The 19,319-nt window shown below is 66.4% G+C and carries 24 protein-coding genes; 12 read left to right on the forward strand and 12 right to left on the reverse strand.

Going from position 1 to position 19,319, the window contains the following annotated elements; all coding sequences use genetic code 11:
- Position 1: 1 nt before the first annotated feature.
- The gene (locus AB0L82_RS14230; protein WP_364636088.1) at positions 2–877 is read left to right on the forward strand and encodes an alpha/beta hydrolase; all 876 of its coding nucleotides are present in this window, start codon (positions 2–4) and stop codon (positions 875–877) included.
- A gap of 1 nt (position 878) precedes the next feature.
- Here AB0L82_RS14230 and AB0L82_RS14235 read toward each other — a convergent pair whose 3' ends face one another.
- A complete protein-coding gene (locus tag AB0L82_RS14235) occupies positions 879–1,448 on the reverse strand; it encodes a histidine phosphatase family protein (RefSeq protein WP_364635245.1) in 570 nt (189 codons plus the stop codon).
- A gap of 194 nt (positions 1,449–1,642) precedes the next feature.
- A complete protein-coding gene (locus AB0L82_RS14240) occupies positions 1,643–2,032 on the reverse strand; it encodes a hypothetical protein (RefSeq protein ID WP_364635248.1) in 390 nt (129 codons plus the stop codon).
- A gap of 40 nt (positions 2,033–2,072) precedes the next feature.
- Between AB0L82_RS14240 and AB0L82_RS14245 the strand changes: the two genes are divergently transcribed.
- Entirely contained in the window at positions 2,073–3,245 is a 1,173-nt protein-coding gene (locus AB0L82_RS14245) for a hypothetical protein (protein WP_364635251.1), read from the forward strand.
- Between the two features lie 3 nt (positions 3,246–3,248).
- Here AB0L82_RS14245 and AB0L82_RS14250 read toward each other — a convergent pair whose 3' ends face one another.
- Positions 3,249–3,479: a hypothetical protein gene (locus AB0L82_RS14250; RefSeq protein ID WP_364636091.1), complete on the reverse strand. Its 231-nt coding sequence runs from the start codon at positions 3,477–3,479 to the stop codon at positions 3,249–3,251.
- Between the two features lie 194 nt (positions 3,480–3,673).
- On the opposite strand from AB0L82_RS14250, the gene AB0L82_RS14255 reads away from it, so the two are divergent.
- Complete coding sequence (locus tag AB0L82_RS14255) at positions 3,674–5,200, forward strand: FAD-dependent oxidoreductase (protein ID WP_364635254.1); 1,527 nt, start codon at positions 3,674–3,676, stop codon at positions 5,198–5,200.
- 4 nt (positions 5,201–5,204) lie between these two features.
- Here the strand turns inward: AB0L82_RS14255 and AB0L82_RS14260 are convergent, their stop codons facing one another.
- Positions 5,205–5,540: a hypothetical protein gene (locus AB0L82_RS14260; RefSeq protein WP_364635257.1), complete on the reverse strand. Its 336-nt coding sequence runs from the start codon at positions 5,538–5,540 to the stop codon at positions 5,205–5,207.
- Between the two features lie 581 nt (positions 5,541–6,121).
- On the opposite strand from AB0L82_RS14260, the gene AB0L82_RS14265 reads away from it, so the two are divergent.
- Positions 6,122–7,729, forward strand: a complete 1,608-nt coding sequence (locus AB0L82_RS14265; RefSeq protein ID WP_364635260.1) for an AMP-binding protein — start codon at positions 6,122–6,124, stop codon at positions 7,727–7,729.
- Here the strand turns inward: AB0L82_RS14265 and AB0L82_RS14270 are convergent.
- Positions 7,664–8,752 carry a dihydrodipicolinate reductase gene (locus AB0L82_RS14270; RefSeq protein ID WP_364635263.1) on the reverse strand — a complete coding sequence of 363 codons (1,089 nt, stop codon included), beginning with the start codon at positions 8,750–8,752 and terminating at the stop codon, positions 7,664–7,666. The genes AB0L82_RS14265 and AB0L82_RS14270 overlap by 66 nt on opposite strands.
- Positions 8,749–9,567 (reverse strand): SDR family oxidoreductase, encoded by an 819-nt coding sequence (locus AB0L82_RS14275; RefSeq protein ID WP_364635266.1) that lies wholly within the window; start codon positions 9,565–9,567, stop codon positions 8,749–8,751. The genes AB0L82_RS14270 and AB0L82_RS14275 overlap by 4 nt, the downstream gene beginning before the upstream one ends.
- 93 nt (positions 9,568–9,660) lie before the next feature.
- Here AB0L82_RS14275 and AB0L82_RS14280 point away from each other — a divergent pair, with 93 nt between their 5' ends.
- Positions 9,661–10,245, forward strand: a complete 585-nt coding sequence (locus AB0L82_RS14280) for a TetR/AcrR family transcriptional regulator (RefSeq protein ID WP_364635269.1) — start codon at positions 9,661–9,663, stop codon at positions 10,243–10,245.
- 39 nt (positions 10,246–10,284) lie between these two features.
- Here AB0L82_RS14280 and AB0L82_RS14285 read toward each other — a convergent pair whose 3' ends face one another.
- Together AB0L82_RS14285 and AB0L82_RS14290 are read right to left on the reverse strand one after the other, a co-directional pair.
- On the reverse strand, positions 10,285–10,494 hold the full coding sequence (locus AB0L82_RS14285) for a DUF397 domain-containing protein (RefSeq protein ID WP_364635272.1): 210 nt from the start codon (positions 10,492–10,494) through the stop codon (positions 10,285–10,287).
- Positions 10,491–11,369: a helix-turn-helix transcriptional regulator gene (locus AB0L82_RS14290; RefSeq protein WP_364635275.1), complete on the reverse strand. Its 879-nt coding sequence runs from the start codon at positions 11,367–11,369 to the stop codon at positions 10,491–10,493. Before AB0L82_RS14290 ends, AB0L82_RS14285 begins: the two co-directional genes overlap by 4 nt.
- Before the next feature lie 195 nt (positions 11,370–11,564).
- Here AB0L82_RS14290 and AB0L82_RS14295 point away from each other — a divergent pair, with 195 nt between their 5' ends.
- On the forward strand, positions 11,565–11,789 hold the full coding sequence (locus AB0L82_RS14295) for a hypothetical protein (protein WP_364635278.1): 225 nt from the start codon (positions 11,565–11,567) through the stop codon (positions 11,787–11,789).
- Between the two features lie 90 nt (positions 11,790–11,879).
- On the opposite strand, the gene AB0L82_RS14300 is transcribed toward AB0L82_RS14295, so the two are convergent.
- On the reverse strand, positions 11,880–12,101 hold the full coding sequence (locus tag AB0L82_RS14300) for a hypothetical protein (protein ID WP_364635281.1): 222 nt from the start codon (positions 12,099–12,101) through the stop codon (positions 11,880–11,882).
- Positions 12,102–12,157: 56 nt separating this feature from the next.
- A complete protein-coding gene (locus tag AB0L82_RS14305; RefSeq protein WP_364635284.1) occupies positions 12,158–13,369 on the reverse strand; it encodes an erythromycin esterase family protein in 1,212 nt (403 codons plus the stop codon).
- Positions 13,370–13,481: 112 nt separating this feature from the next.
- Between AB0L82_RS14305 and AB0L82_RS14310 the strand changes: the two genes are divergently transcribed.
- Positions 13,482–14,177: a MerR family transcriptional regulator gene (locus tag AB0L82_RS14310; protein ID WP_364636093.1), complete on the forward strand. Its 696-nt coding sequence runs from the start codon at positions 13,482–13,484 to the stop codon at positions 14,175–14,177.
- A 6-nt stretch (positions 14,178–14,183) separates the two neighbouring features.
- Here AB0L82_RS14310 and AB0L82_RS14315 read toward each other — a convergent pair whose 3' ends face one another.
- Positions 14,184–14,969 carry a hypothetical protein gene (locus tag AB0L82_RS14315; protein WP_364635286.1) on the reverse strand — a complete coding sequence of 262 codons (786 nt, stop codon included), beginning with the start codon at positions 14,967–14,969 and terminating at the stop codon, positions 14,184–14,186.
- On the opposite strand from AB0L82_RS14315, the gene AB0L82_RS14320 reads away from it, so the two are divergent.
- From AB0L82_RS14320 to AB0L82_RS14340, 5 genes are all read left to right on the forward strand, one after another.
- Positions 14,968–15,486: a hypothetical protein gene (locus AB0L82_RS14320; RefSeq protein ID WP_364635289.1), complete on the forward strand. Its 519-nt coding sequence runs from the start codon at positions 14,968–14,970 to the stop codon at positions 15,484–15,486. The two genes, AB0L82_RS14315 and AB0L82_RS14320, sit on opposite strands and share 2 nt — an antisense overlap.
- 157 nt (positions 15,487–15,643) lie before the next feature.
- A complete protein-coding gene (ribB, locus tag AB0L82_RS14325) occupies positions 15,644–16,264 on the forward strand; it encodes a 3,4-dihydroxy-2-butanone-4-phosphate synthase (protein WP_364635292.1) in 621 nt (206 codons plus the stop codon).
- On the forward strand, positions 16,261–16,962 hold the full coding sequence (locus tag AB0L82_RS14330; protein WP_364635295.1) for an HAD family phosphatase: 702 nt from the start codon (positions 16,261–16,263) through the stop codon (positions 16,960–16,962). The genes ribB and AB0L82_RS14330 overlap by 4 nt, the downstream gene beginning before the upstream one ends.
- 35 nt (positions 16,963–16,997) lie before the next feature.
- Complete coding sequence (locus tag AB0L82_RS14335; protein ID WP_364635298.1) at positions 16,998–17,327, forward strand: metalloregulator ArsR/SmtB family transcription factor; 330 nt, start codon at positions 16,998–17,000, stop codon at positions 17,325–17,327.
- Complete coding sequence (locus tag AB0L82_RS14340) at positions 17,327–18,025, forward strand: cation transporter (protein ID WP_364635301.1); 699 nt, start codon at positions 17,327–17,329, stop codon at positions 18,023–18,025. Before AB0L82_RS14335 ends, AB0L82_RS14340 begins: the two co-directional genes overlap by 1 nt.
- Before the next feature lie 43 nt (positions 18,026–18,068).
- Here AB0L82_RS14340 and AB0L82_RS14345 read toward each other — a convergent pair whose 3' ends face one another.
- On the reverse strand, positions 18,069–19,265 hold the full coding sequence (locus AB0L82_RS14345; protein ID WP_364635304.1) for a cytochrome P450: 1,197 nt from the start codon (positions 19,263–19,265) through the stop codon (positions 18,069–18,071).
- Positions 19,266–19,319: the final 54 nt, after the last annotated feature.

The following is a 19,319-nucleotide window of genomic DNA, read 5'->3' on the forward strand; positions in this document are numbered from 1 at the left end:
GATGTCATCGAGCGTGTCCCGGTCGATCACTCTTGGCGATGGCACGGTGGGCTTCGCCGAATACGGCGATCCATCGGGCGTTCCGCTGCTGTACTGCCCCGGCGTCCCCGGATCACATGTGGAGGCGGAGGCTTTCGATCAGGCGGCGGCCGCCGCCGGTATCCGCGTGGTGGCGGTGGACAGACCCGGTATGGGCGGTTCCAGCCCGGCCGCCGCCCAGCCGGTGGTGGACTGGCCCGATACCGCCGTCCGACTCGCCGATCACCTCGACTGGGATCAGTTCGCGGTCATCGGCGTATCGGGCGGCGGCCCCTACGCTCTGGCCTGCGCCTACCGCCTGCCCGGACGCGTTGCCGGTATCGCGGTGGTCTCCGCTCCCGCCCCCTTCGACAAACACCCGGACGGCGATCTGGACGCCGCGGCCCGTAAACGCCGCCGGAGTCTTGCCATGCTGCAACGCTTTCCCTTCCTCACCGGCCCCGCCGCCGCCCAATTGGAGAAGGCCGTCCGCAAGCGCGGCGGCATAGACACCCTGATCTCGCAGATGGCCCAGGTGGATCAGGCCCGCGTGGCCGCCGATCCCGAACTCGCGGCCAAGATGGCCGCCAACCTCGCCGAGGCGTTCCGCCAGGGTCCACGCGGTTTCGCCACGGACCTGCGCTCGCTGTTCGGTAAACCCTGGGGTTTCGATCTCACCGATATCACCGCCCCCGTACAGATCTGGCACGGTGACGCCGACCTGAACCTCCCCTGTTCGGAGAGCCGTCGCCTCGCCACCCTGCTCCCCCACACCGACCTGCACCTGATCCCGGGCGCGGGCCACCTGCTCTTCATCGACTACGCCGCGGAGATCCTGGATTCCCTCTGCCTGCGCTGACTCATGCCAGCGGGAAGGCGGTGGCGCGTAGGGTCCAGGCCGGGGCGCGGTGATGCAGGCTGGTGGCGGTGAGGGGTGGAATGTCTATGCGCCAGAAGGATTGTGCGGGTGCTCGCAGAGCGCACAGGACCGCGGCACGCACCAGTGCGGGATGGGTGATGGCCGTGATGTGCTCGCCGCGACCGGCGAGAGCGTCCAGCCAGGCCCGGGTGCGGTCGATGAGATCGGTGATCGATTCGCCGCCGTGCGCACGGAATTCGGGGTCGGTGAGCCAGGGCATCAGCTGCTCGGGCGGGAGGGTGTCCATGGTGCGGCCGGACCAGTCGCCGTGGTCGAGATCGCGCAGGACCGGGTCGGGGGTGCCGAAGAGGCCGAGGCCCGATGCGGTGTCGCGGGTTCGGGTTTCGGGGGCGTGGTAGGTCACGGTGCGGTCGGCGCCGGGGACGGCGCCGACCTTTCCGATCATGCGTTCACCGAGCGCGTTGAGCGGTTCGTCGAGGGGGAAAGCGGCGTTCTGCGTGGCATCGGTGATCGCGTGTGTGATCAGCGTGAGCCGGGTGACCGCGCTCATGCCGCCGCGGGGGCGCTGGGTTCGGTGGCCCGTTCACCGAGCAGGCGCGGGACGTCTGGGGTTGCCACGATGACTCCTCGAGTTGGCATCGTTGCGCAACGATACGAAACCGCATGCGCGCGGGTCAAACGCGGACCCACACTGCGAAATGGCTATTGTCCGGCTATCGATATCTGTGAATTTCCCGGTAGCGCTCAGGCGGATCCGAGTGCGTCACCGAGGATTTTGTTCAGATCGACCGGTGTTCCCGGTTCGTAGACGGTCGCGCCCTTTTTGGTGATCACCACGATCTTGCCGTCCCGAATCCGGCAATCCATCTCTGTCAGCACGGTTTTGGCGCGCACATCGTAAACGGTTCGGCAGTGCGTCTTTTCGCGAATCCAGAACCCGAGCCGGGCCAGCACGGACAGTTCGACCAGGGTGGCGGAGATGAGGTATTCCAGCGCCTGCAGATCGATCATGCCGCGCTCGCGGGTGACGCTGACCTCCTCGATCCCGGACTTCTCCAGCCATTGGCCGAGTTCTTCGGCTATGTCGCGGTCACCCGCGCGCACTTCGACATTGAATACTTGTTCCGCTGTCATAACGGGCTCCGGCCGGTCGGCGATGATAGAGAATTATTCCGTGATCGAGGCCGGATCGGAAGCCGATTCGCCCGGCTGTCAGCCCGAACTCCTGCGTGCGCGGGCGGCCCGGCTGATCTCCGATCGCGGCTGGGCCTGGCCGCCTGCCGCACCGCTCTCCGAGCGGGAATTGGCGCGAGAATGCGCACTGCTCGGTGTTCCGCCGGGGGTGGGTCAGCTGGCGAATCGCGCGCAATTCGGTGTGCCAGAGGCCCTGGAACTGCTCGTTTCCACATTTCTGACCGAAATCGCGCGGCGGCGACCGGAGTTGGCGCGAACGCTGCGGGATTGCGTGGTGGTCGAGACCGGTCGCAGTGGCCGGGCGCATGGCACGAGTACCCAGTATCGGAATGAGGGGGTGGTCGTCTTTCTCGACGGCGCGATGCTGCTCATGTTCGCCGATATGGTCCGGCACGCCATGACCCTGATCGGTCAAGCACCGGGACGGGTTTTCGTGGATCCCCCCGAATCGGGCACGGTGCGCGCGGCGGCCCGAGTGATCTGGGCGTTCCGGCAACCGGCACGGGGATTCGAGCATTCGGATCTGCCACCGGCGGGCGATGGCTGGTACAGCGGCGCAGCGGCTTTCGGAAAACTGCTCTGGTTCGGCGAGCGCTTTCTGATCGGACACGAGTTGGCGCACGCGCTGTTCCGCCTGGAACGACTGGCGGCGACACCGGGCATCGTCACCCTGATCGATCGCGATTTCCCGGACCTCCCCGCGCAGGTGCGCGAGGACTGGGCCGAGGAATTGAGCGCGGATCGGTTCGCCCGGAATATCGTCACCGCCGGGGTCTCGCAAGTCGCACGCCCGGTGGCATTCACCGCCTGCGCGGTCGCGACGGCCTACCTGGGCATTCTGGAGCGATCGACCGCGATACCGTCGAACGTGCCGCTGCCGATCGCGCCCGCGGCGGTCCGGGAACATCGGCACTGCTTCAGAACTCATCCGCCAGCCGAGTTACGACTCGAACTCCTGGTCAAGGCCCGGGGTTCCGGGGCCGACGTCGGAATGACCGAGTTATATCTCGCGGCCATGCATGCCCTGCGAGACGCGCTACACCAGGCATCGAATGGAAAGTGCATAGTGCCAATCGATTTCGATGCCTGGTGTGCGAATCCGCGCGGCCCCGCCGGTTGGTTGTGCGAGGCGCACGGCGACCGGCGTCAGTAGTGACTACTGGCTGGGCTGCGGCACGTCGACGTTGCAGTCGTCGATCTTGGGGTTCACGCCCATGTAGTTGAGCGGTCCGGCCAGGATCGTCACCGCGATCGTCGAGGTGCCCGCGCAGTTGGTAGGCGCGTCGTCGAAATAGTGCCGCTGTCCGGCGGCGACGGCGCCGATGACCAGCCACACCAGCACCAGAAGGGTGCCGATACCGGCCAGGCCGCTGCGGCCGCGGACCATCGGGCGATCGTTCGGATAGCTTCTCATTGTCCAACTCCAGGGTGAATCATGTAGTGCCGGTTCATCTTTCGAATCGGTCAATTCCTACGTGCTGCGCTAGTTGCCGCAATACCCGCTCGCCGCGACCTCAATCGCCCGTATCGCGGCAGTTTTTCCCGCTGTTTGAGCGCGGACCGGGCGGTTATAGCCCGACCATGACTTCACTGTGGTTGAAAGACGCTGATGCGCCGGCGCGGTTGCGGCTGACGCCCGGATCGCGTTTCGATACCGTCGTGATCGGCGCGGGCATCACGGGTTTGGCGACCGCGCTGCTGCTCGCGGAAAGCGGTGCGGACGTGGCGGTGGTCGAGGCCCGCCGGATCGGCGATTCCACCAGTGGTTCGTCGACCGGAAAGGTCAGCCTGTTGCAGGGCACCCGCGCCCAGCGCATTCGCCGCCGCCACGGCGATCGCGCGCTGCTCGACTATCTCGAGGCCAATCGTGAAGCGCAGCAATGGCTGATCCGATTCTGCGAGGAGCATTCCCTGCCGGTGCAGCGGGAATCGGCGGTGACCTACGCGCAGACCTTCGCCGAAAAGAAGGCGGTGCGAAAGGAATTCGACGCCCTGCGGATGGCGGGCCTGCCCGTGACCGATCTCGCGCTGGATATGCCGTTTCCGGCCCAGGACGCGATAGCGCTGGCGGATCAGGCCCAATTGGATCCGGCCGCCCTGCTGGAGGCGCTGGCCCTCGAGATCGAGGCGCACACCACGTCGATCTTCGAATCGACCCTGGTGCACGATGTGCGCGAGGGCCGCGGCGAGGATCTGATCGTGGAGACCGAGCACGGCGAGCTCACCGCCCGAACGGTGGTGATCGCCACCGGCACACCGATTCTCGATCGCGGCGGCTATTTCGCCCGGCTGATCGCGCAGCGCTCATATCTCACCGCGTTCCGCGTGGCCGAGCCGATTCCACGGCATATGTTCCTCAGCGCGGGCAGTCCCACCCGGTCGTTGCGCTATGCGCCCACGCCGGAAGGCGATGTACTGCTCGTCGGCGGTCACGGTCATACGGTGGGCCGCGTCCGCTCGCCGCGGCATCACGCGGAGGAATTGGTCGAATGGACTCGGCGCTGGTTCCCGGACGCCGAGCCGCTGCACAGCTGGTCCGCGCAGGACTACCTTCCGATCGACGAACTCCCCTATGTCGGCCCGCTGCTACCGGGCCGGAATCGCATCCTGGTCGCCACCGGATATGCCAAGTGGGGCTTGACGAATGGCGTCGCGGCCGCACTCGCGCTGACGGGCCGCATTACCGGTAAGCCACCGGCCTGGGCGGGCACGCTGGCGAGCTGGCGGCCCTCGGAATTGCGTTCACTTCCGACCGCCGTCGCCGCCAATGCCGGTGTGGCACAGCAACTTCTGACGGGCTGGCGGCATGCGCTCGGCTCGGGCCGGGACGGCATTCCCGCCGAGGGACAGGGCCGGGTGGAACGCCACGGCGTCATCCCCACCGCCGTCTCCACGGTGGACGGCGTCACCACCGAGATCTCGGCGGTGTGCCCGCACCTGGGTGGCATCCTGTGCTGGAACGATGCCGCGCTGTCCTGGGATTGCCCGCTGCACGGCTCGCGTTTCGCACCCGATGGGACCCTGCTCGACGGCCCCGCCTCGCACCCGTTGCACCCGCTGGCTCCGCCGCTGGACGCCGCGAACCGGTTGCCCGGCCCGCGGCTCTAGCCGACTACTTCTTGGGCAGCAGAATCCCGGTCAGATCGGCGTTCTTGATCGGGGTATCCGGATTGGACTGTGCCTTGCACATGAGCCCGATGGCGGTGATCGCGCCGTCGATCGATTCCGGGCTGGGCGTGGCGCTGATCTCGGTGTCCTTCTCCAGGTACTTGCGCACCGTGACGTGCTGCTTATCCGAATCCTGGGCGACGAATTCACTGCACGGGGTGTCGCCGCCCTTGTTCACCGCTTCTTTCGCCTGGTCACAACCGGTGATCAGCAGGCCGGTCAGCAGCAGCGCCGCAAGGGGCGCGGTCGCGGTCGCGGCGCGCATCGGTCGGAATCGCATGGGTCCTCCATCGTCGGATGTTCGGTGGCGTTCATGCTGAGGAATTCAGCGGCATTGCTACCGGGGCAATATCCGCTGGACCGGCGGATAAACGGTGTTCCGGTATTCGCGCAGGTCCGGGTGACGCGGGTGGGGCGACAGCACCGTAGACCAGGTGTTTCGGCGAGTCGCGGCGGCGCGCCGAAGACCGACCGGGTGTGCCAACTCGCAGACCCGCAGTGCCAGCGGCTTTCCCCGGTTCGACGGGCGCGGTTATGTCGGTGAGACTCATTGTGACCGGCGGTGATTCGTACTTCCGGTTTGCTCCGGGCATGGCGCGGCGCACCGAAGCGCGCACTGTGCAGGGAAGGCACTTCGTGTCGCCGTGGCCCACGCAGACGGCTCCGGCGATGTGAACGCCTATCCGGCGGTGCCCATCGGGGCGTCGGCTCCAAGGTGCTGGTGTCCGGAGCAAGAGACGGCCCGGAAGCCCCCTCGGCTTCCGGGCCGTTGTCCACTGTGCGGGATCAGTCTCCGGCATCCGCGCAGGTGCTCGACACCGCAATACGCGAAAGATCTTGGCGGTGGCAGACTTACGCGGCATGACCGCTGCTTCGCCGGAAATCGCCACCATCGTCTGCGGAGATCGGCTGCGCACCCAGCCCGATGCCCTGGCCCGGGCCGGACGGCTCGGGGCCGCGCTGGTGGCCGCCGGGATCGGGCGCGGTGACAAATGTATGGTCATGGCACGCAATGACATCGAGTTCCTGGAGGTCTCGGTCGGTATCGCGGCGACCGGCGCGAATCCGCTGCCGATCAATACCCGGTGGACCGCGGGTGAGGTCGCCCATGTGCTCACCGACGCCAAGGTCCGGTTGATCTTCGCCCATACCGAATTCATTCCGGTGGTGGAGGCGGCGCGCGAACTGACGGGCACCGCGGCGCGCATCGTGGAAATCGCGATGCCCGCCGAACTGCTGGCCGCCGGTGGCTGGGATGCGGGGCTCGCGTGGCCGACCGGACGCCGTGAGCTGCTGGAGGATTGGATCGCCGGGCAGTCCGAGCCGGTCGGTCATATCGAGGGTGCGATCTCGGATTCGATGGGCGTCATCTACACCTCCGGCACCACCGGTAAGCCCAAAGGTGTTGCACGGGAGTCGATGACGCCGCATCAGCTGCTGAGTATCGCGGGCGCGACCGCACAGCGCATGGGGCTGGCCCCGGGTGTCCCGATGCTGGTCGCCGGTCCGCTCTATCACACCTCACCCAATGCCATTGCCGTGCTGGGTCTTCGAATGGGCGCGAAGATCGTGCTCATGCCCAGATGGGACGCACGCGACTTCCTGCGGCTGGTCGATCGCCATCTCATTCGGCAGGTCAAGATCGTGCCGACCATGGTGTCGCGCATTCTGAGCGTGCCCGCCGAGGAGCGCGCGCACTACGATCTGTCGAGCCTGACCCATGTGATCCATTCCGCCGCACCGTGTCCGCCCGCGCTCAAGCGTGCGGCGATCGAGCTGTTCGGGGATGCGCTGTGGGAGTTCTACGGGTGCAGTGAGGCGGGCACGATCACCTGGATCGATGCGGCGCAATGGCTGGCGCATCCCGGCAGTGTCGGCCGGGCCGTGGACGGGTCCGCCGTCCTGATCGGTGATGAGCGCGGAAATCCGCTGCCCGCCGGGGAGATCGGCCGGGTGTGGGTGCGCGGCGCGGACTATTGGCCCCGCTTCGAATACCTCAATCAGGGCGCACCGCAATCCCCGGTGCCGGACATGCTGTGGGTCGGCGATCTCGGCTACCTCGACGAGGACGGCTATCTGTACCTGACCGGGCGCGATGCCGAGGTGGTGATCCGCGGCGGGGTGAACATCTACCCCGCCGAGATCGAGAGCGCCCTCGCCGCGCTCGACGGCGTCGAGGATGTGGCGGTCTTCGGGGTGCCCGATTCCGGTGATCTGGGTGAGCAGGTGGCCGCGCATATCCTGCCGCGCCCCGGTGCGACGCTCACCGAAGACCTTGTGCGCGAATCCCTTTCCGGGCAGCTCGCCGCCTACAAGCTGCCCGCCCACATCGAGATCGTCGATGCGCTGCCCCGGGACGACAGCGGCAAGGTCTACAAGCGCCTGCTCCGGGACGGCTGGATATCAGCGAATGGTGCCCGCGCCGGGGATGAGCGGCAGGTCCAGGGCGGTCACCCAGCCGGGCGGTAGCGCGTTGACCGCCGGTACCGCGTTCAGCGCGCGCATACCCGTGGATAGGCATCCGGCGACCGCCGGGGCGCGGCCGGAGCCGTCGGTGAACCGGAACGAGGTCTCCTGCGAAATCGACGGGGAGCCGAGGATGTCCACGCGGTAGACGTCATCGCGGGTGCCCGCGGGCCAATCGGGGGCAGCGTCCAATCCGATGCGGTTGACGTGCTCCAGGGTGATCACCTCGCGGCCTTTGTAGATGCCGTTGATGGTGAATCGGATCGCCGCGACGGTACCCGCCTTGATGGTGCCCTTGGCGCACGGGCGATCCTCCGGGGTCACCCACTTCTCCCACGTGGTGGTGATGTCGTCGAGTTCGATTCCGGCGGCGGTGGCGATCATGGGCACGGTCGGACCCCACGCCATGATCAGCAGATCCGGATGTTCCAGCAGCGCGGTGAATTCCGGCGGATGGCCGATACCCATCTCGAATTCGTAGTCGCCCTCGTAGTCGGTGTAGTCCAGCAGTTCCGAAGCGCGCACGGATTCGACCGCACCGCACAGGCCCATGAGGGTGAGCGGGAACAGGTCGTTGGCGAAGCCGGGATCGATGCCGGTGGTGAAGCAGGACGCCCCGCCCGCCGCGCAGGCTTCGGTGATGGGATCGCGCCAGATATCGGGCAGCTGTTTGATATTCGGGTACACCCACGGGGTCATGGCGGTCGAGCAGACGTCGATGCCCGCGCGCAGGAACGCGGTGATGACCCGGATGTTCTCATCGGCGAACTGGGCGGTGGGACCGTAATGCACCAGTGCGTCGGGGCGCAGCGCGATCAGCTCGTCGACCGAATTCGTGGCCAGGACACCGGTTTTCGGCTGGCCACAGAGGTCTCCGGCATCCTTGCCGACCTTATCGGGGTTGCTCACGCCGACACCGACCAACTCGAACAGGGGATGGCGCAGGATCTCGGTGAGCACCATGGAGCCGACGACTCCGGTGCCCCACAGCACGATTCGCTTGGTCACGGTTTCTCCTGTGCTCATCGGTGGAATTCACCGCAGTCGACGGTCAGCATCTGGCCGGTGACCGCGCTGGCGAGGTCGCTGGCCAGGAAGAGTGCGGCGCGTGCGACCTCTTCGGGTCCGGCGAGCCGTTTGAGATCGGTGGGCTCGGCCTTCTGCCGATAGATCTCCTCGTGCGTGGTGTTCGCCTGGCTCGCCAGCCAGTCGAAGTAGGCTTTGTTGATGTCCTCGTAGACATACGACGGGGCGACGCTGTTCACGCGGATGCCGCGCGGGCCGAGTTCGGTGGCCAGCGACGAAGCCAGGTGTGCCAGTGCGCCTTTGGAGAGTTTGTAGCCGGAGAACTCGGGCTGCGAGCTATAGGCCACGCATGAGTTCAGCATGATGACCGAGCCACGGGAGGCCGAGAGCGCGTCGGCGAACAATGTCGAAAGTCGCAGCGGGGCGAAGACATTGGTCTCGTTGGCGACCCGCAGCGCCTCCAGTTCGATCTCGGTGATCGGATTCATCGGCGGGATGGCGAACGCGTTGTTGATCAGGCAGTCGACCCGGCCGAATTCGGCGAGTGCGCGTTCCACCAGCGAGCGGCGCTGGTCCTCATCGGTGATATCGGTCGGTGCGACCAGGGCGGTGCCGCCCAGGGCGCGCACCTCCTCGGCCAGTTTCTCCAAGCGCTTCTCGGTGCGGCTGACCAGCACCAGGTTCGCGCCCATCCGGGCCGCCTCGATGGTCAGCGAATGACCGAGTCCGGGACCGATGCCCGAAATGACGATGACTTTGTCCTGCAGGAGCGGTACCGCCCGATAGGTATCGGCGATTTCCGGGGCAGCAGACACGATAACTCCTCGAGCCGCAGCAGTTACAGAGTGTAACGACTTTGTTGTGACAGACTGTAACGACTCCCGACCGCACTGACAAGGACGGATTTCGTGACCGAACGCCACCGCCTGGGCCCGCACCGCGACCCCGCGGTGGATGCCGCCGTCCTGGATGCGGCTCGCGAACTGCTCATCGAACGCGGTTATGCCGCAACGTCAATCGATGCCATCGCGGCGCGCGCGGGCGTGAGCCGCCCGTCGATCTACCGGCGCTGGCCGACGAAAGCGCACCTCATCGCCAAGGCCGTCTTCCCCGATGTCGGCTCAGATCAGGTCGCCCCCGACCTCATCTCGGAAATCCGCAAGATCATCCGAGGCACCATCCAGCTCTTCGGCTCCGCCGAAACCCGGGCCGCCATGCCCGGCCTCATGTCGGAAATGCGCCAGGACCCTGGCCTCTACGAAAACCTCGCCACCCGCCTGGACACCCCCACCCGCGCCGAATTGGCCGACTACCTCCCCGCCGACCCGGACTCCCCCCGACCCGGCCTGGACCCCAACACCGTCCTGGACACCATCGCCGGCGCGGCACTGTTCGCCATGTGCATCCGCGATATAGCGGACCTCGACACCTTCGCCGATTCCCTCGAGGATCTACTCCTCTACGGCATCATGGGAGCCCGCCCCGCCGAATAGCACTGCGGCAGAAGCGAACTCCCATTACCCCGACGATGCCTAAGGCCGATCGAACCTGCCGCCCCGCACGGCATCATTGAACGTGTCCCATTCGGCCGGGCCGAATACCAGCACCGGCCCGCCCTCCCCCAACTTCGAATCCCGCACCCCGACCGAGCCCCCACTCAGGTGCGCGGCCTCGACACAGTCCTGATCGGGACCGCTTCGGCTGCTCTTGAACCATTCGGCGCTGGATAGATCGACGCTCACTTGTACTCCTCCGCAATGCTCAGCACCAGCTGCCTGGTCTCCTGCTCGCTCAGCGCCGTGGCGCGAAGGGCCTTGCAGGCGGCCCGGTACCGGTCCATCTCCCCCGGCTTGTCCAGGTACAGCGCACCCGTGTAGCCCTCCACGTAAATCAAGGCGGGCTCGGTCAATCGAGTACCTGTGTAGACGGGGAACTCCATCAGTGTGAACGTACCAACGATCAACGGCAATGGAGTGGGGATGTCCTTGGGCACCACTCGAATTGACGCCGTCGGCAGCGTCGAGACGTCGACGATGTGGCGCAATTGTTCGGCCATCACCGCCGGACCTCCGACGGGCCATCGCAGGGCCGACTCGCAGATGTACATGGTGACGCTGAACGCGTCCGGATCTTCGGTCAGCCGCTGTTGCCGTTTCGCCGAAATCTCAATGCGCTGTTCAACTTCCGAGGTCGGCATACCCGGATACGCGGCCCAGATCACCGCCCTGCGGTAGCCGGGGGTCTGCACCAAACCCGGAAGCAGATTCAGGTGCAGCGTGGTGAGCGTGCACGCCGCCTCTTCCATGCCGAGATAGAGATCGAAGTGGCTGGGCACCGCCGAACCGTAGTTATGCCACCACCCCGGACTCTTCGTCTCGGCCACCAGACCGAGTAGCGCGGCGCTCGTATCCTCGTCAGCGCTGTAGAGCTTGCAGAGCGCACCGACATCCAGCTCGCGAATCTTCGGACCGGGCTGTCCGGTCTCGATGCGCCAAAGTGTCTGTGCCGAAACATCGATGAGCTTGTACGCCTGAACCGCCGGAACCCCGGACTGCTCGCGCAGTTGCTTCAAGGTACGGCCGATCAGGCGGCGCGGAACGGTGGAACCGGCTGCCATCTCTTAGCCTCTCTATCGGTCTTATGCAATTTTGGAATGATTCTCCCAACAACTTTGGAAGGCGGATATCTTTTCGCCGATTTTCCACCCTGGATCATTCCAAGCGCTCGCGCGCCGGCGTAGACCTGTAATCACCCCGGCGGACAGGAGATCCCAAGTCCCCGACCCGATTCCCCGCTACAGGAGGTAAAGGTCATGTACATCAGTCACGAGCCGCCCGACTACCCGATCATGAATCTGACTGTCGCACAGCGCGGCCAACTCGCCCACCAGCACTGCGACCCCGAAACCTGCTCCGCCAAAGCCTATTTCGACAAGGTCGCGCTCCGCCTCAGTCGAGAACTCCGCACGGTCCGAAGCTCGCACGGCACCGGCGATATCCGAGGTACCTGGAATATCTGGACGAGCCGTTCCTTCTGACCCTCCCGCCGGATCGGACCCCGCCGCCGACGCCTCAACCATCCTCGAACGGCGATCCCCATCGGCTACTCGCCGGGATGGGGGTGGTGCTCATTGCTCCTGAGCTGGAATGGATTCGAGTAGTACGCCGCGCTGTGTCGATCCGGAGGGATCGCGCCACGGTGCGGTCACTCGTCCCCCGGTGGTGCCATCGGCGCTGGTCGACGCGGGAATCCTGGTGATATGCAGCGTCATCGGCAGATCCGGGTCGGCGGGCGAGATCTCCACCGTGGGGTCCGGGGCGTCACTCTCGTTCTGGGCCTGCGCTTTCACGCGGCCGGTGAGTAGCGCCCCGCGCCTGCGCGATCAGTACCGGATCGGGGCCGGGCCTACCAGTATTGGTGGCGCGTCCCGTCGGTGTCGGTGATGAAGATGATCGCGTCGGCGCTGGTCAGGTCCGCCGGGCCGAATGGGATATGGCCCAGGAGAAACGGTTTGGCGGATTGCGCCGCCGGGGGCAGGGCGGCGAGGAGAGCCGGGACGGGGAACAGGGCACGGCGGGTGGTCGCCTGAGCCAGCAGGTGGTGCATAGTGCCGGGGTCGGCGGTGGGGTTGGCGTCGGCTGCCACGAAGAGGTAGCGGTCGCCGAGGGTCAGTGCCGCCAAAGCGCCCGCGCTCCCCCATGTCGGAGCATCGGCACCGGATTGCGGATGGGGCCGGGCGCGTTGCAGGTGCGCGTTGTGCGCGAAGACCAGGCTGGGCCCGCGGTGGCGTTCCCGAGCCAGAATGGAGAGGAGATTGTCGGCCATCATTTCGGTGCGGTGGCCGGCGAGGGTGCCGATGCGATCGGTCGCGGGGGTTGCCATCGCGGAGTGGTAGCGCAACAGCGCCAATCCCGTTCGCGCCCGGGCGAAGGCGTGGTCGTAACCGCCGGGGTCGGCGGGACGCAAGGTCGGCCCGGCCCGGTGCAGGACGCTGACCAGCTCGTCGGCAACGAGGCGCAGGGTGTGGGCCTGAGCCGAGCCGCCGATGGAGGCGGCCGCGTCGTACATGGCGGCTTGATTGGTCCAGTCGGCATCCGCACCGCAGAGCGCGCCGATATCGGGGAGCGATTCGGGCCGGAATGCGGACGGCAGATAGTCGATGGCATCGGCGAGGAACTGCCGAGGGCTCGGTGCGCCGGAGTACTCCGTCGGGGCGTCGAAGCCGTAGAAGTGAATCCGATCCCGGGGGTCGCGATCCTCGTTCGCGGCACGAAGCCATTCGAGAAGTTCCCGACTACCCGGTATCGCGCCGAATCCGTGACTGAATCCGATGCTCAGCACGGTGTCGAGATCGGTGTCCGACCCATTCACGTAGTCGCCGACCACAGCGGCCGCGAAGTGGTCGGTCTCGAGAATGATTGAGCGGTAACCCCGTTCGACGAGATGGGCGAGGATGTCGTTGCGCAGCACCGGGAATGCCTCGATCCCGTGCGTCGGTTCGCCCAGGGCGAGCAATGCCGGTGGTTCGGTTCGTCCGGCGAGTAATTCATCGAGCGCGCGACCCAGGCTTGCCCGGTCATCGAGTTGGCGGCCGATCGCACACAGTGCGGTGGACATGGAGCACCCCTTTCCGAAGGAACTCTCCTCGACGATATCGTTGAAGAATCGGTTGAAACTTTTCCGCTTCAACCGACGACACACTGCCGAAAAGCCTCAATCGGAGGTAAACCTGCGCCCGATCGATCTCGCTCGCGAACACGGATTGTCCACCCAGGCGATCCGCAACTACGACGATGCCGGAGTGCTCCCGCCTGCCGCACGCACCGACACCGGCTACCGCCGCTACACCCCGCTGCACGCGCAAGCCCTGCGCACCTTCCTCGCATTGCGCGCGGGCCACGGTCATCAGCGGGCCATGGCGATCATGCGCGCGTTCAATCGCGGTGACAGCGAAGCCGCCTTCCGCCTCATCGACGCCTCGCACATCGCGCTGCGGACGGAGCGCGATACTCGCTCGGAGGTCGCGAAAACCCTTGGCGGCCTGTCGAGTACGCCACCGACCCCGATTCCCGGCCCGCCCTTGACGGTAGGCGAACTGGCACACCGCATCGAGGTGCATCCGGCCACACTGCGCACCTGGGAGGAACGGGGAATTCTGCGACCGCAGCGCGATCGGACCACGGGCTATCGCCGGTACGGTCCGGAATGCGTGCGGGATGCCGATATCGCGCGGCAGCTACGGCGCGGCGACTACCCGCTCGATCGGGTCGCGACATTCCTGGACGCGCTGCGCGAGGCGGGCGGCGCGGACGCGCTACGCACCTTCCTCGACTCCTGGCAGGATCGGCTTCAGGCCCGCAGCCGCGCTCTCCTGTGCGGCGCTGCCCAACTCGACGCCTACCTCACCATGCTCGATCAGGCATAGCGCCTGTCAGTGCGGATCCGCGATCAAATGCAGATACGCGGTATCCAGCGGTATATCGACCGCGTACCAGGCCGCGGGTCTCTCGTCATCGCGCGGGCACCATGCGGTGGCGATGCACAGCCGCGCCACCTCCAGGCCGCCCAACCCGGGCAGATGCCAGGCGATGCGCGCCGGATCCTCGTATCGCACACCGTATTCGGACATACTGTCATCGCCGTCGGCGGGCAGCAGATCCACCCAATCCGAGGGCATCAGTCGCCCATCCGCCGCTTGCATACCGAGCAGTTCGGAATCCGGACCGCCGATCGACACCATGAAGTGCTCGTTCTCGACACTCACCGCCGCAAGGCATTCGCCCGAATCCCGGCCGCCGTACGCCCCGGCGGGCAAATCGCTCAACTCCGCCGACACCACCAGACCCGGCACTCCGGACGGCGCCTGCACCTGCCAGATCGCGGCCCAGATCGGCACCGCCGCACCACCGTCCCACGGCTGCACATCGATACTCCCGATCAGCAGATCCACGGTCGCCCCGCGATGCTGCCAGCGATGCAGATGTGAGCCATTGGCCAACCGCCACAGCGCATCCGGTGCTGCGGGTAGCGCATCCGGACCGAGCCGCACGCCGAACCTGACGGCGCCGAGAGGTGTGTCGATCACGGCTGGGTGCCGGTCCGCCTGGTCCAGGTGCTCGGTGGGAAGCATGCGCCCATCATCCAGGTTGGCTCTCTCGGCGAGCCAGCCGGGCACACCACGGGCGGTGATACCGGTTGATGGCATAGTCCCGGTCATGCTCACGATGGCAATGAACGATCGGGCCCGCGAACTGTTCGATCTCCGGACCGGATTCGCGGTGCTGGACCCCGCCGACGGTTTGGCCGCCGGATTACGCGACTGGGCGGACCGCGGCCTGGAGTTCCGGGATGGGGTGCTCTCCTGGAAGCCGGTGCCGTTCAACGCCGCGGACGCGCCCGCGGATTTCGGCGATCTCACCGGCTGGGAATGCGCGCATACCGTGCTGCATCTCGATGATTTTGTCCCGGTGACGGTTTCGCAGGAGGGCGGGGAGCCGCAGATCGGGCCGGACGATCAGCGCGAACTGCTCCGGCAGGGCATCGTGCTGGCGCGCGAGATCGGCCGCCTGGCGGGCGAACTGGCTGTGCCGCAATCGATCCGGTGTGTGATCTCGGCCAATGACACCAATGGCACATTCCGTTTCCACCGTATCCGGTCCGGGGAATCCTGGCACGATGCCGACCTCGACAAATATGAGACCGACCATGTGGTGGTCATGGACTTCGGCGTGTGAATCGGCGGGCCTCCCGCCCGCCGGTGCGATACGCGTGCCTCGGTAGAATTCGATCTTGATTCGACTAGCGTCTGCTGCGTTGTGCGCTCCATTCCACCAACCAGGGCGGAGGCCACCGACAATGACCGTTTCCATCGGTACGCGATCCAGAGAGAGCATGTTCGACCAGGTCGAGACCGCGGTCCGCGACATCGCCGCCGGGCGGGCGGTGATCGTGGTCGACAATGAGAATCGCGAGAACGAAGGCGATCTGATCATGTCCGCCGAGCTCGCGACGGGTGCGGCGCTCGGCTTCTTCATTCGCTACACCGGCGGGGTGATCTGCGCGCCCATGCCCGCCGAGCGGGCGGATCTGCTGGGGCTGCCGCCCATGGTCGCGGCGAACGAGGATCTGAACCAAACCGCGTTCACGGTCACCGTGGACGCGGTGGCGGGCGTGGTTTCGGGTATCAGCGCACAGGATCGCGCTACGACGCTGCGCACGCTGGCGAATCCGACGACCCGGACCGGGGATCTACAGCGGCCGGGGCATGTGTTCCCGTTGCGCGCGCACCCGCGGGGCCTGGCCGGGCGGCAGGGCCACACCGAGGCCGGAGTCGAGCTGATGCGGCTGGCGGGGGTGGCTCCGGTGGCGGTGATCAGCGAGGTCTGCCATGACGACGGTTCGGTGATGCGATTGGACGCATTGCGCGCGTTCGCCGATACCCATGGGCTGAAACTCATTTCGATCGATCAGCTCGGTGCCGGGTGTGCGGGAGCCGGAGACCTTCCGGGATGAGCGCGCCCATCGACGCGGTGCTGTTCGATCTGGACGGCACACTGGTGGCCACCATGGAACCGTGGGATCGGTGCTGGTTCGATTTCGCGGCCCGGCACGGGCACGCCTGGACCGATGCCGACCGGCGGCGCACCCACGGCCATGGCGACTGGGCGGATCACCTCGCCGAGGTCTGCGGAATCGATTCCGCGGCACGGGTTATCGAGGAATGCACCGACCTGATGGTCGAACAGGTGCGGGCCGGTCGTATCGAACTGCTGCCCGGGGTAGGGGAATTGGTGCGGACCGCGACGAATGCCGCGGCGACCGGCGTGGTGTCGGCGTCACCGCATCGGTTCGTGCACGCCACCCTCGAACACTTCGGGCTGCACCGCCGGTGGGATCTCACCCTGACCCGCGAGGATCTGACCGAGACCAAACCCGACCCGGCCCCGTATCTGCATGCCGCGGCCAGGCTCGGCGTGCTTCCGAAACACTGTGTGGCGGTCGAGGATTCGGCAGCTGGTATGCGCTCCGCCGCAACGGCGGGCATGCGCGTGCTGGCCATTCCGAGCTGGGCGGATCACTCGCCCGCACCTGAAGCCGCTCTCGCGGAATACCTGGCCCCCGACGCCTTCCGGGCCGACGAGTGGCTGCGCACCGCACTCGAGCCGACCATCGCCGGGATGTACGAGATCAGCACCGCCAATAGTTCATGATTTTCTGAATACAGATTCTGATGTACAGTCGCGGTGTGGACACCTCGCTACACCGCGACGCCCTGGCCCGCTTCGGCCATGCCCTGTCGGACCCGACCCGCACGCAGATCCTGATGAGCCTGCGGCACACCCCGGGATACCCGTCCGAGCTGGCCGAGGAGATCGGCGTCTCACGCCAGATCCTCTCGAATCACCTTGCCTGCCTGCGTGGTTGCGGTCTGGTGGTGGCGGTGCCGGAGGGCCGACGCTCCCGCTATGAACTCGCCGACCCGAGAATCGGCCGTGCCCTGGACGATCTGACCGGCCTGGTCCTGGCCGTCGATCCGGCCTGCTGCCCCGACTCCGGCACCGAGGGATGCTGCTGATGTCCCAGTCCCTCGGCATGCCCGCGCGCCCCCTCGGCCCATCCCCCCGGCGACGCGCACAACTGGCAACCCGAATCCGCTGGTTGGTAGCCGCCACCATCACCTACAACATCATCGAAGCGATCATCGCCCTCACCGAAGGCACCCGAGCCTCCTCCACCGCCCTCATCGGCTTCGGCCTCGACTCGGTCATAGAGGTTTCCTCCGCCGCCGCCATCGCCTGGCAGTTCGCCACCCCCGACCACGAGCGCCGCGAGAAAACCGCCCTCCGCATCATCGCCTTCTCCTTCTTCGCCCTCGCCGCCTACGTCACCACCGACTCCCTCCGCGCCCTGCTGGGCGTCCACGAAGCCTCCCCCTCCCCCATCGGAATCACCCTGGCCGCACTGAGTTTGGCCATCATGCCAATCCTCTCCCGGTCCCAACGCCGGGCAGGCCGAGAACTAGGCTCCGCCTCAGCCGTAGCCGACTCCAAACAAACCCTCCTCTGCACCTACCTCTCCGCAATCCTCCTCATCGGCCTACTCCTCAACACCCTCCTCAACTGGTCCTGGGCCGACCCCCTAGCCGCCCTGACAATCGCCGCCATAGCCATCAAGGAAGGCATCAACGCCTGGCAAGGCGAAACCTGCTGCCCACCAACGCCGCGCCGCGACTCGGCCAGCACACCCGCCGACCACGATTGCTCCTGCTGCTAACACACCAACCGAATCCTCGCGGGTCGAACCGGGGCTTCGGTAGCTACTGCGGCGCTGGGGCGGGTTCGCGGTGGCGGAGGGTGATCAGGGCGTTGCGGGAGGGGCTCAGGCCGGTGTGGTAGCGGCGGGCGGGTTCGATGGGGCCGGGGATGGGGTCGATGCGGCGCTTTTCGATGATGGCGCGGAAGAGGATTCGCGCTTCCACGGTGGCGAATTGTGCGCCGAGGCAGCGGTGCGGGCCGGCGCCGAAGGTCAGCCAGGTGTGGCCGTCGGGACGCTTGTCGAGGAAGCGTTCGGGGCGGAAGGCGAGGGGGTCGGGGTAGATGTGTTCGGATTCGTGGATGAGCAGGATGGGGATGATGACGATGGTGCCCTCGGGAATGGCGACGCCGTTGACCACGGTGTCGCGCAGGGCGATTCGGCCGGTGAACGGCGATACCGGGCGCAGCCGCATGGTTTCCGCTACGACCGCGTCCAGATAGGCGTCCAGGCGCGCCTCGTCACCGGAGTCGACGGCGGCGTCGAGTTCGGCCATGGCGTCCGGATGCGCGGCCAGCATGGTGGCGATCCAGCCGAGGGTGATGGCGGTGGTCTCGTACGCGCCCAACAGGATTCCGCGCAGATTGCGGGACAGCGCCACATCATCGTGCTGATCGAGTTCGGTGCCGACGTAGCGCGCCAGCACATCCCGGCGATCGGTGCCGTCCTCGTTATTCGCACGGCGCGCGGCGATCTCCTCGATGATCACCTCGTCGACCTTGGCCTGCGCCCGCATGAGCGGCCGATACGGCGGGGTGTAGCCACCGAGCAGCGGGGTGATCAGCGTGACCGCCAGGAACCCGCGACTCTCGATCTCCCCGAACCACGCGCTCACCGCATCCTTGAGCCGTCCGCTGCGCTCGGGCGCCACATCACCGAACACCACACTCAGCAGCACCCCGATAGCCAGATCATAACCAGCCTTGAGGAATTCGATCGGTTCGTCGACCGGCCACTTGGGCAGCTCGCGCTCGACGACCTCGATCATCAATTCCTCATAGGATTTGAGCGCCTTGTTCTGGAACGGCGGCGAGAACAGTTTGCGCTCACGACGATGATCATCACCCTCCAGGAAGATCAGCGTCTCCTTGCCGAACACCAGATCGTGACTCGACAGCCGCGCCATCAACTGACCGACCGAGAAATCCTCGTGATTGGTGAACACCTCACGGACATCGGCCATGTCATGGGTGATGAACATGGTCGGGAACCCCGGCGGCGAAGCGACGAAACGCTTCCCGAATTCCAATAGCGG

This window comes from Nocardia sp. NPDC052001 (assembly GCF_040680615.1).
Taxonomy (GTDB): Bacteria; Actinomycetota; Actinomycetes; order Mycobacteriales; family Mycobacteriaceae; genus Nocardia.

What these genes read in the sequence shown, in the direction of transcription:
- AB0L82_RS14270 (WP_364635263.1), bottom strand. Translation starts at nt 8,752, where the DNA reads ATGAGCACAGGAGAAACCGTGACCAAGCGAATCGTGCTGTGGGGCACC.
- AB0L82_RS14265 (WP_364635260.1), top strand. Translation starts at nt 6,122, where the DNA reads ATGACCGCTGCTTCGCCGGAAATCGCCACCATCGTCTGCGGAGATCGG.
- AB0L82_RS14240 (WP_364635248.1), bottom strand. Translation starts at nt 2,032, where the DNA reads ATGACAGCGGAACAAGTATTCAATGTCGAAGTGCGCGCGGGTGACCGC.
- AB0L82_RS14345 (WP_364635304.1), bottom strand. Translation starts at nt 19,265, where the DNA reads ATGTTCATCACCCATGACATGGCCGATGTCCGTGAGGTGTTCACCAAT.
- AB0L82_RS14250 (WP_364636091.1), bottom strand. Translation starts at nt 3,479, where the DNA reads ATGGTCCGCGGCCGCAGCGGCCTGGCCGGTATCGGCACCCTTCTGGTG.
- ribB (WP_364635292.1), top strand. Translation starts at nt 15,644, where the DNA reads ATGTTCGACCAGGTCGAGACCGCGGTCCGCGACATCGCCGCCGGGCGG.
- AB0L82_RS14255 (WP_364635254.1), top strand. Translation starts at nt 3,674, where the DNA reads ATGACTTCACTGTGGTTGAAAGACGCTGATGCGCCGGCGCGGTTGCGG.
- AB0L82_RS14290 (WP_364635275.1), bottom strand. Translation starts at nt 11,369, where the DNA reads ATGGCAGCCGGTTCCACCGTTCCGCGCCGCCTGATCGGCCGTACCTTG.
- AB0L82_RS14295 (WP_364635278.1), top strand. Translation starts at nt 11,565, where the DNA reads ATGTACATCAGTCACGAGCCGCCCGACTACCCGATCATGAATCTGACT.
- AB0L82_RS14260 (WP_364635257.1), bottom strand. Translation starts at nt 5,540, where the DNA reads ATGCGATTCCGACCGATGCGCGCCGCGACCGCGACCGCGCCCCTTGCG.
- AB0L82_RS14320 (WP_364635289.1), top strand. Translation starts at nt 14,968, where the DNA reads ATGCTCACGATGGCAATGAACGATCGGGCCCGCGAACTGTTCGATCTC.
- AB0L82_RS14340 (WP_364635301.1), top strand. Translation starts at nt 17,327, where the DNA reads ATGTCCCAGTCCCTCGGCATGCCCGCGCGCCCCCTCGGCCCATCCCCC.
- AB0L82_RS14305 (WP_364635284.1), bottom strand. Translation starts at nt 13,369, where the DNA reads ATGTCCACCGCACTGTGTGCGATCGGCCGCCAACTCGATGACCGGGCA.
- AB0L82_RS14230 (WP_364636088.1), top strand. Translation starts at nt 2, where the DNA reads ATGTCATCGAGCGTGTCCCGGTCGATCACTCTTGGCGATGGCACGGTG.
- AB0L82_RS14235 (WP_364635245.1), bottom strand. Translation starts at nt 1,448, where the DNA reads ATGAGCGCGGTCACCCGGCTCACGCTGATCACACACGCGATCACCGAT.
- AB0L82_RS14315 (WP_364635286.1), bottom strand. Translation starts at nt 14,969, where the DNA reads ATGACCGGGACTATGCCATCAACCGGTATCACCGCCCGTGGTGTGCCC.
- AB0L82_RS14330 (WP_364635295.1), top strand. Translation starts at nt 16,261, where the DNA reads ATGAGCGCGCCCATCGACGCGGTGCTGTTCGATCTGGACGGCACACTG.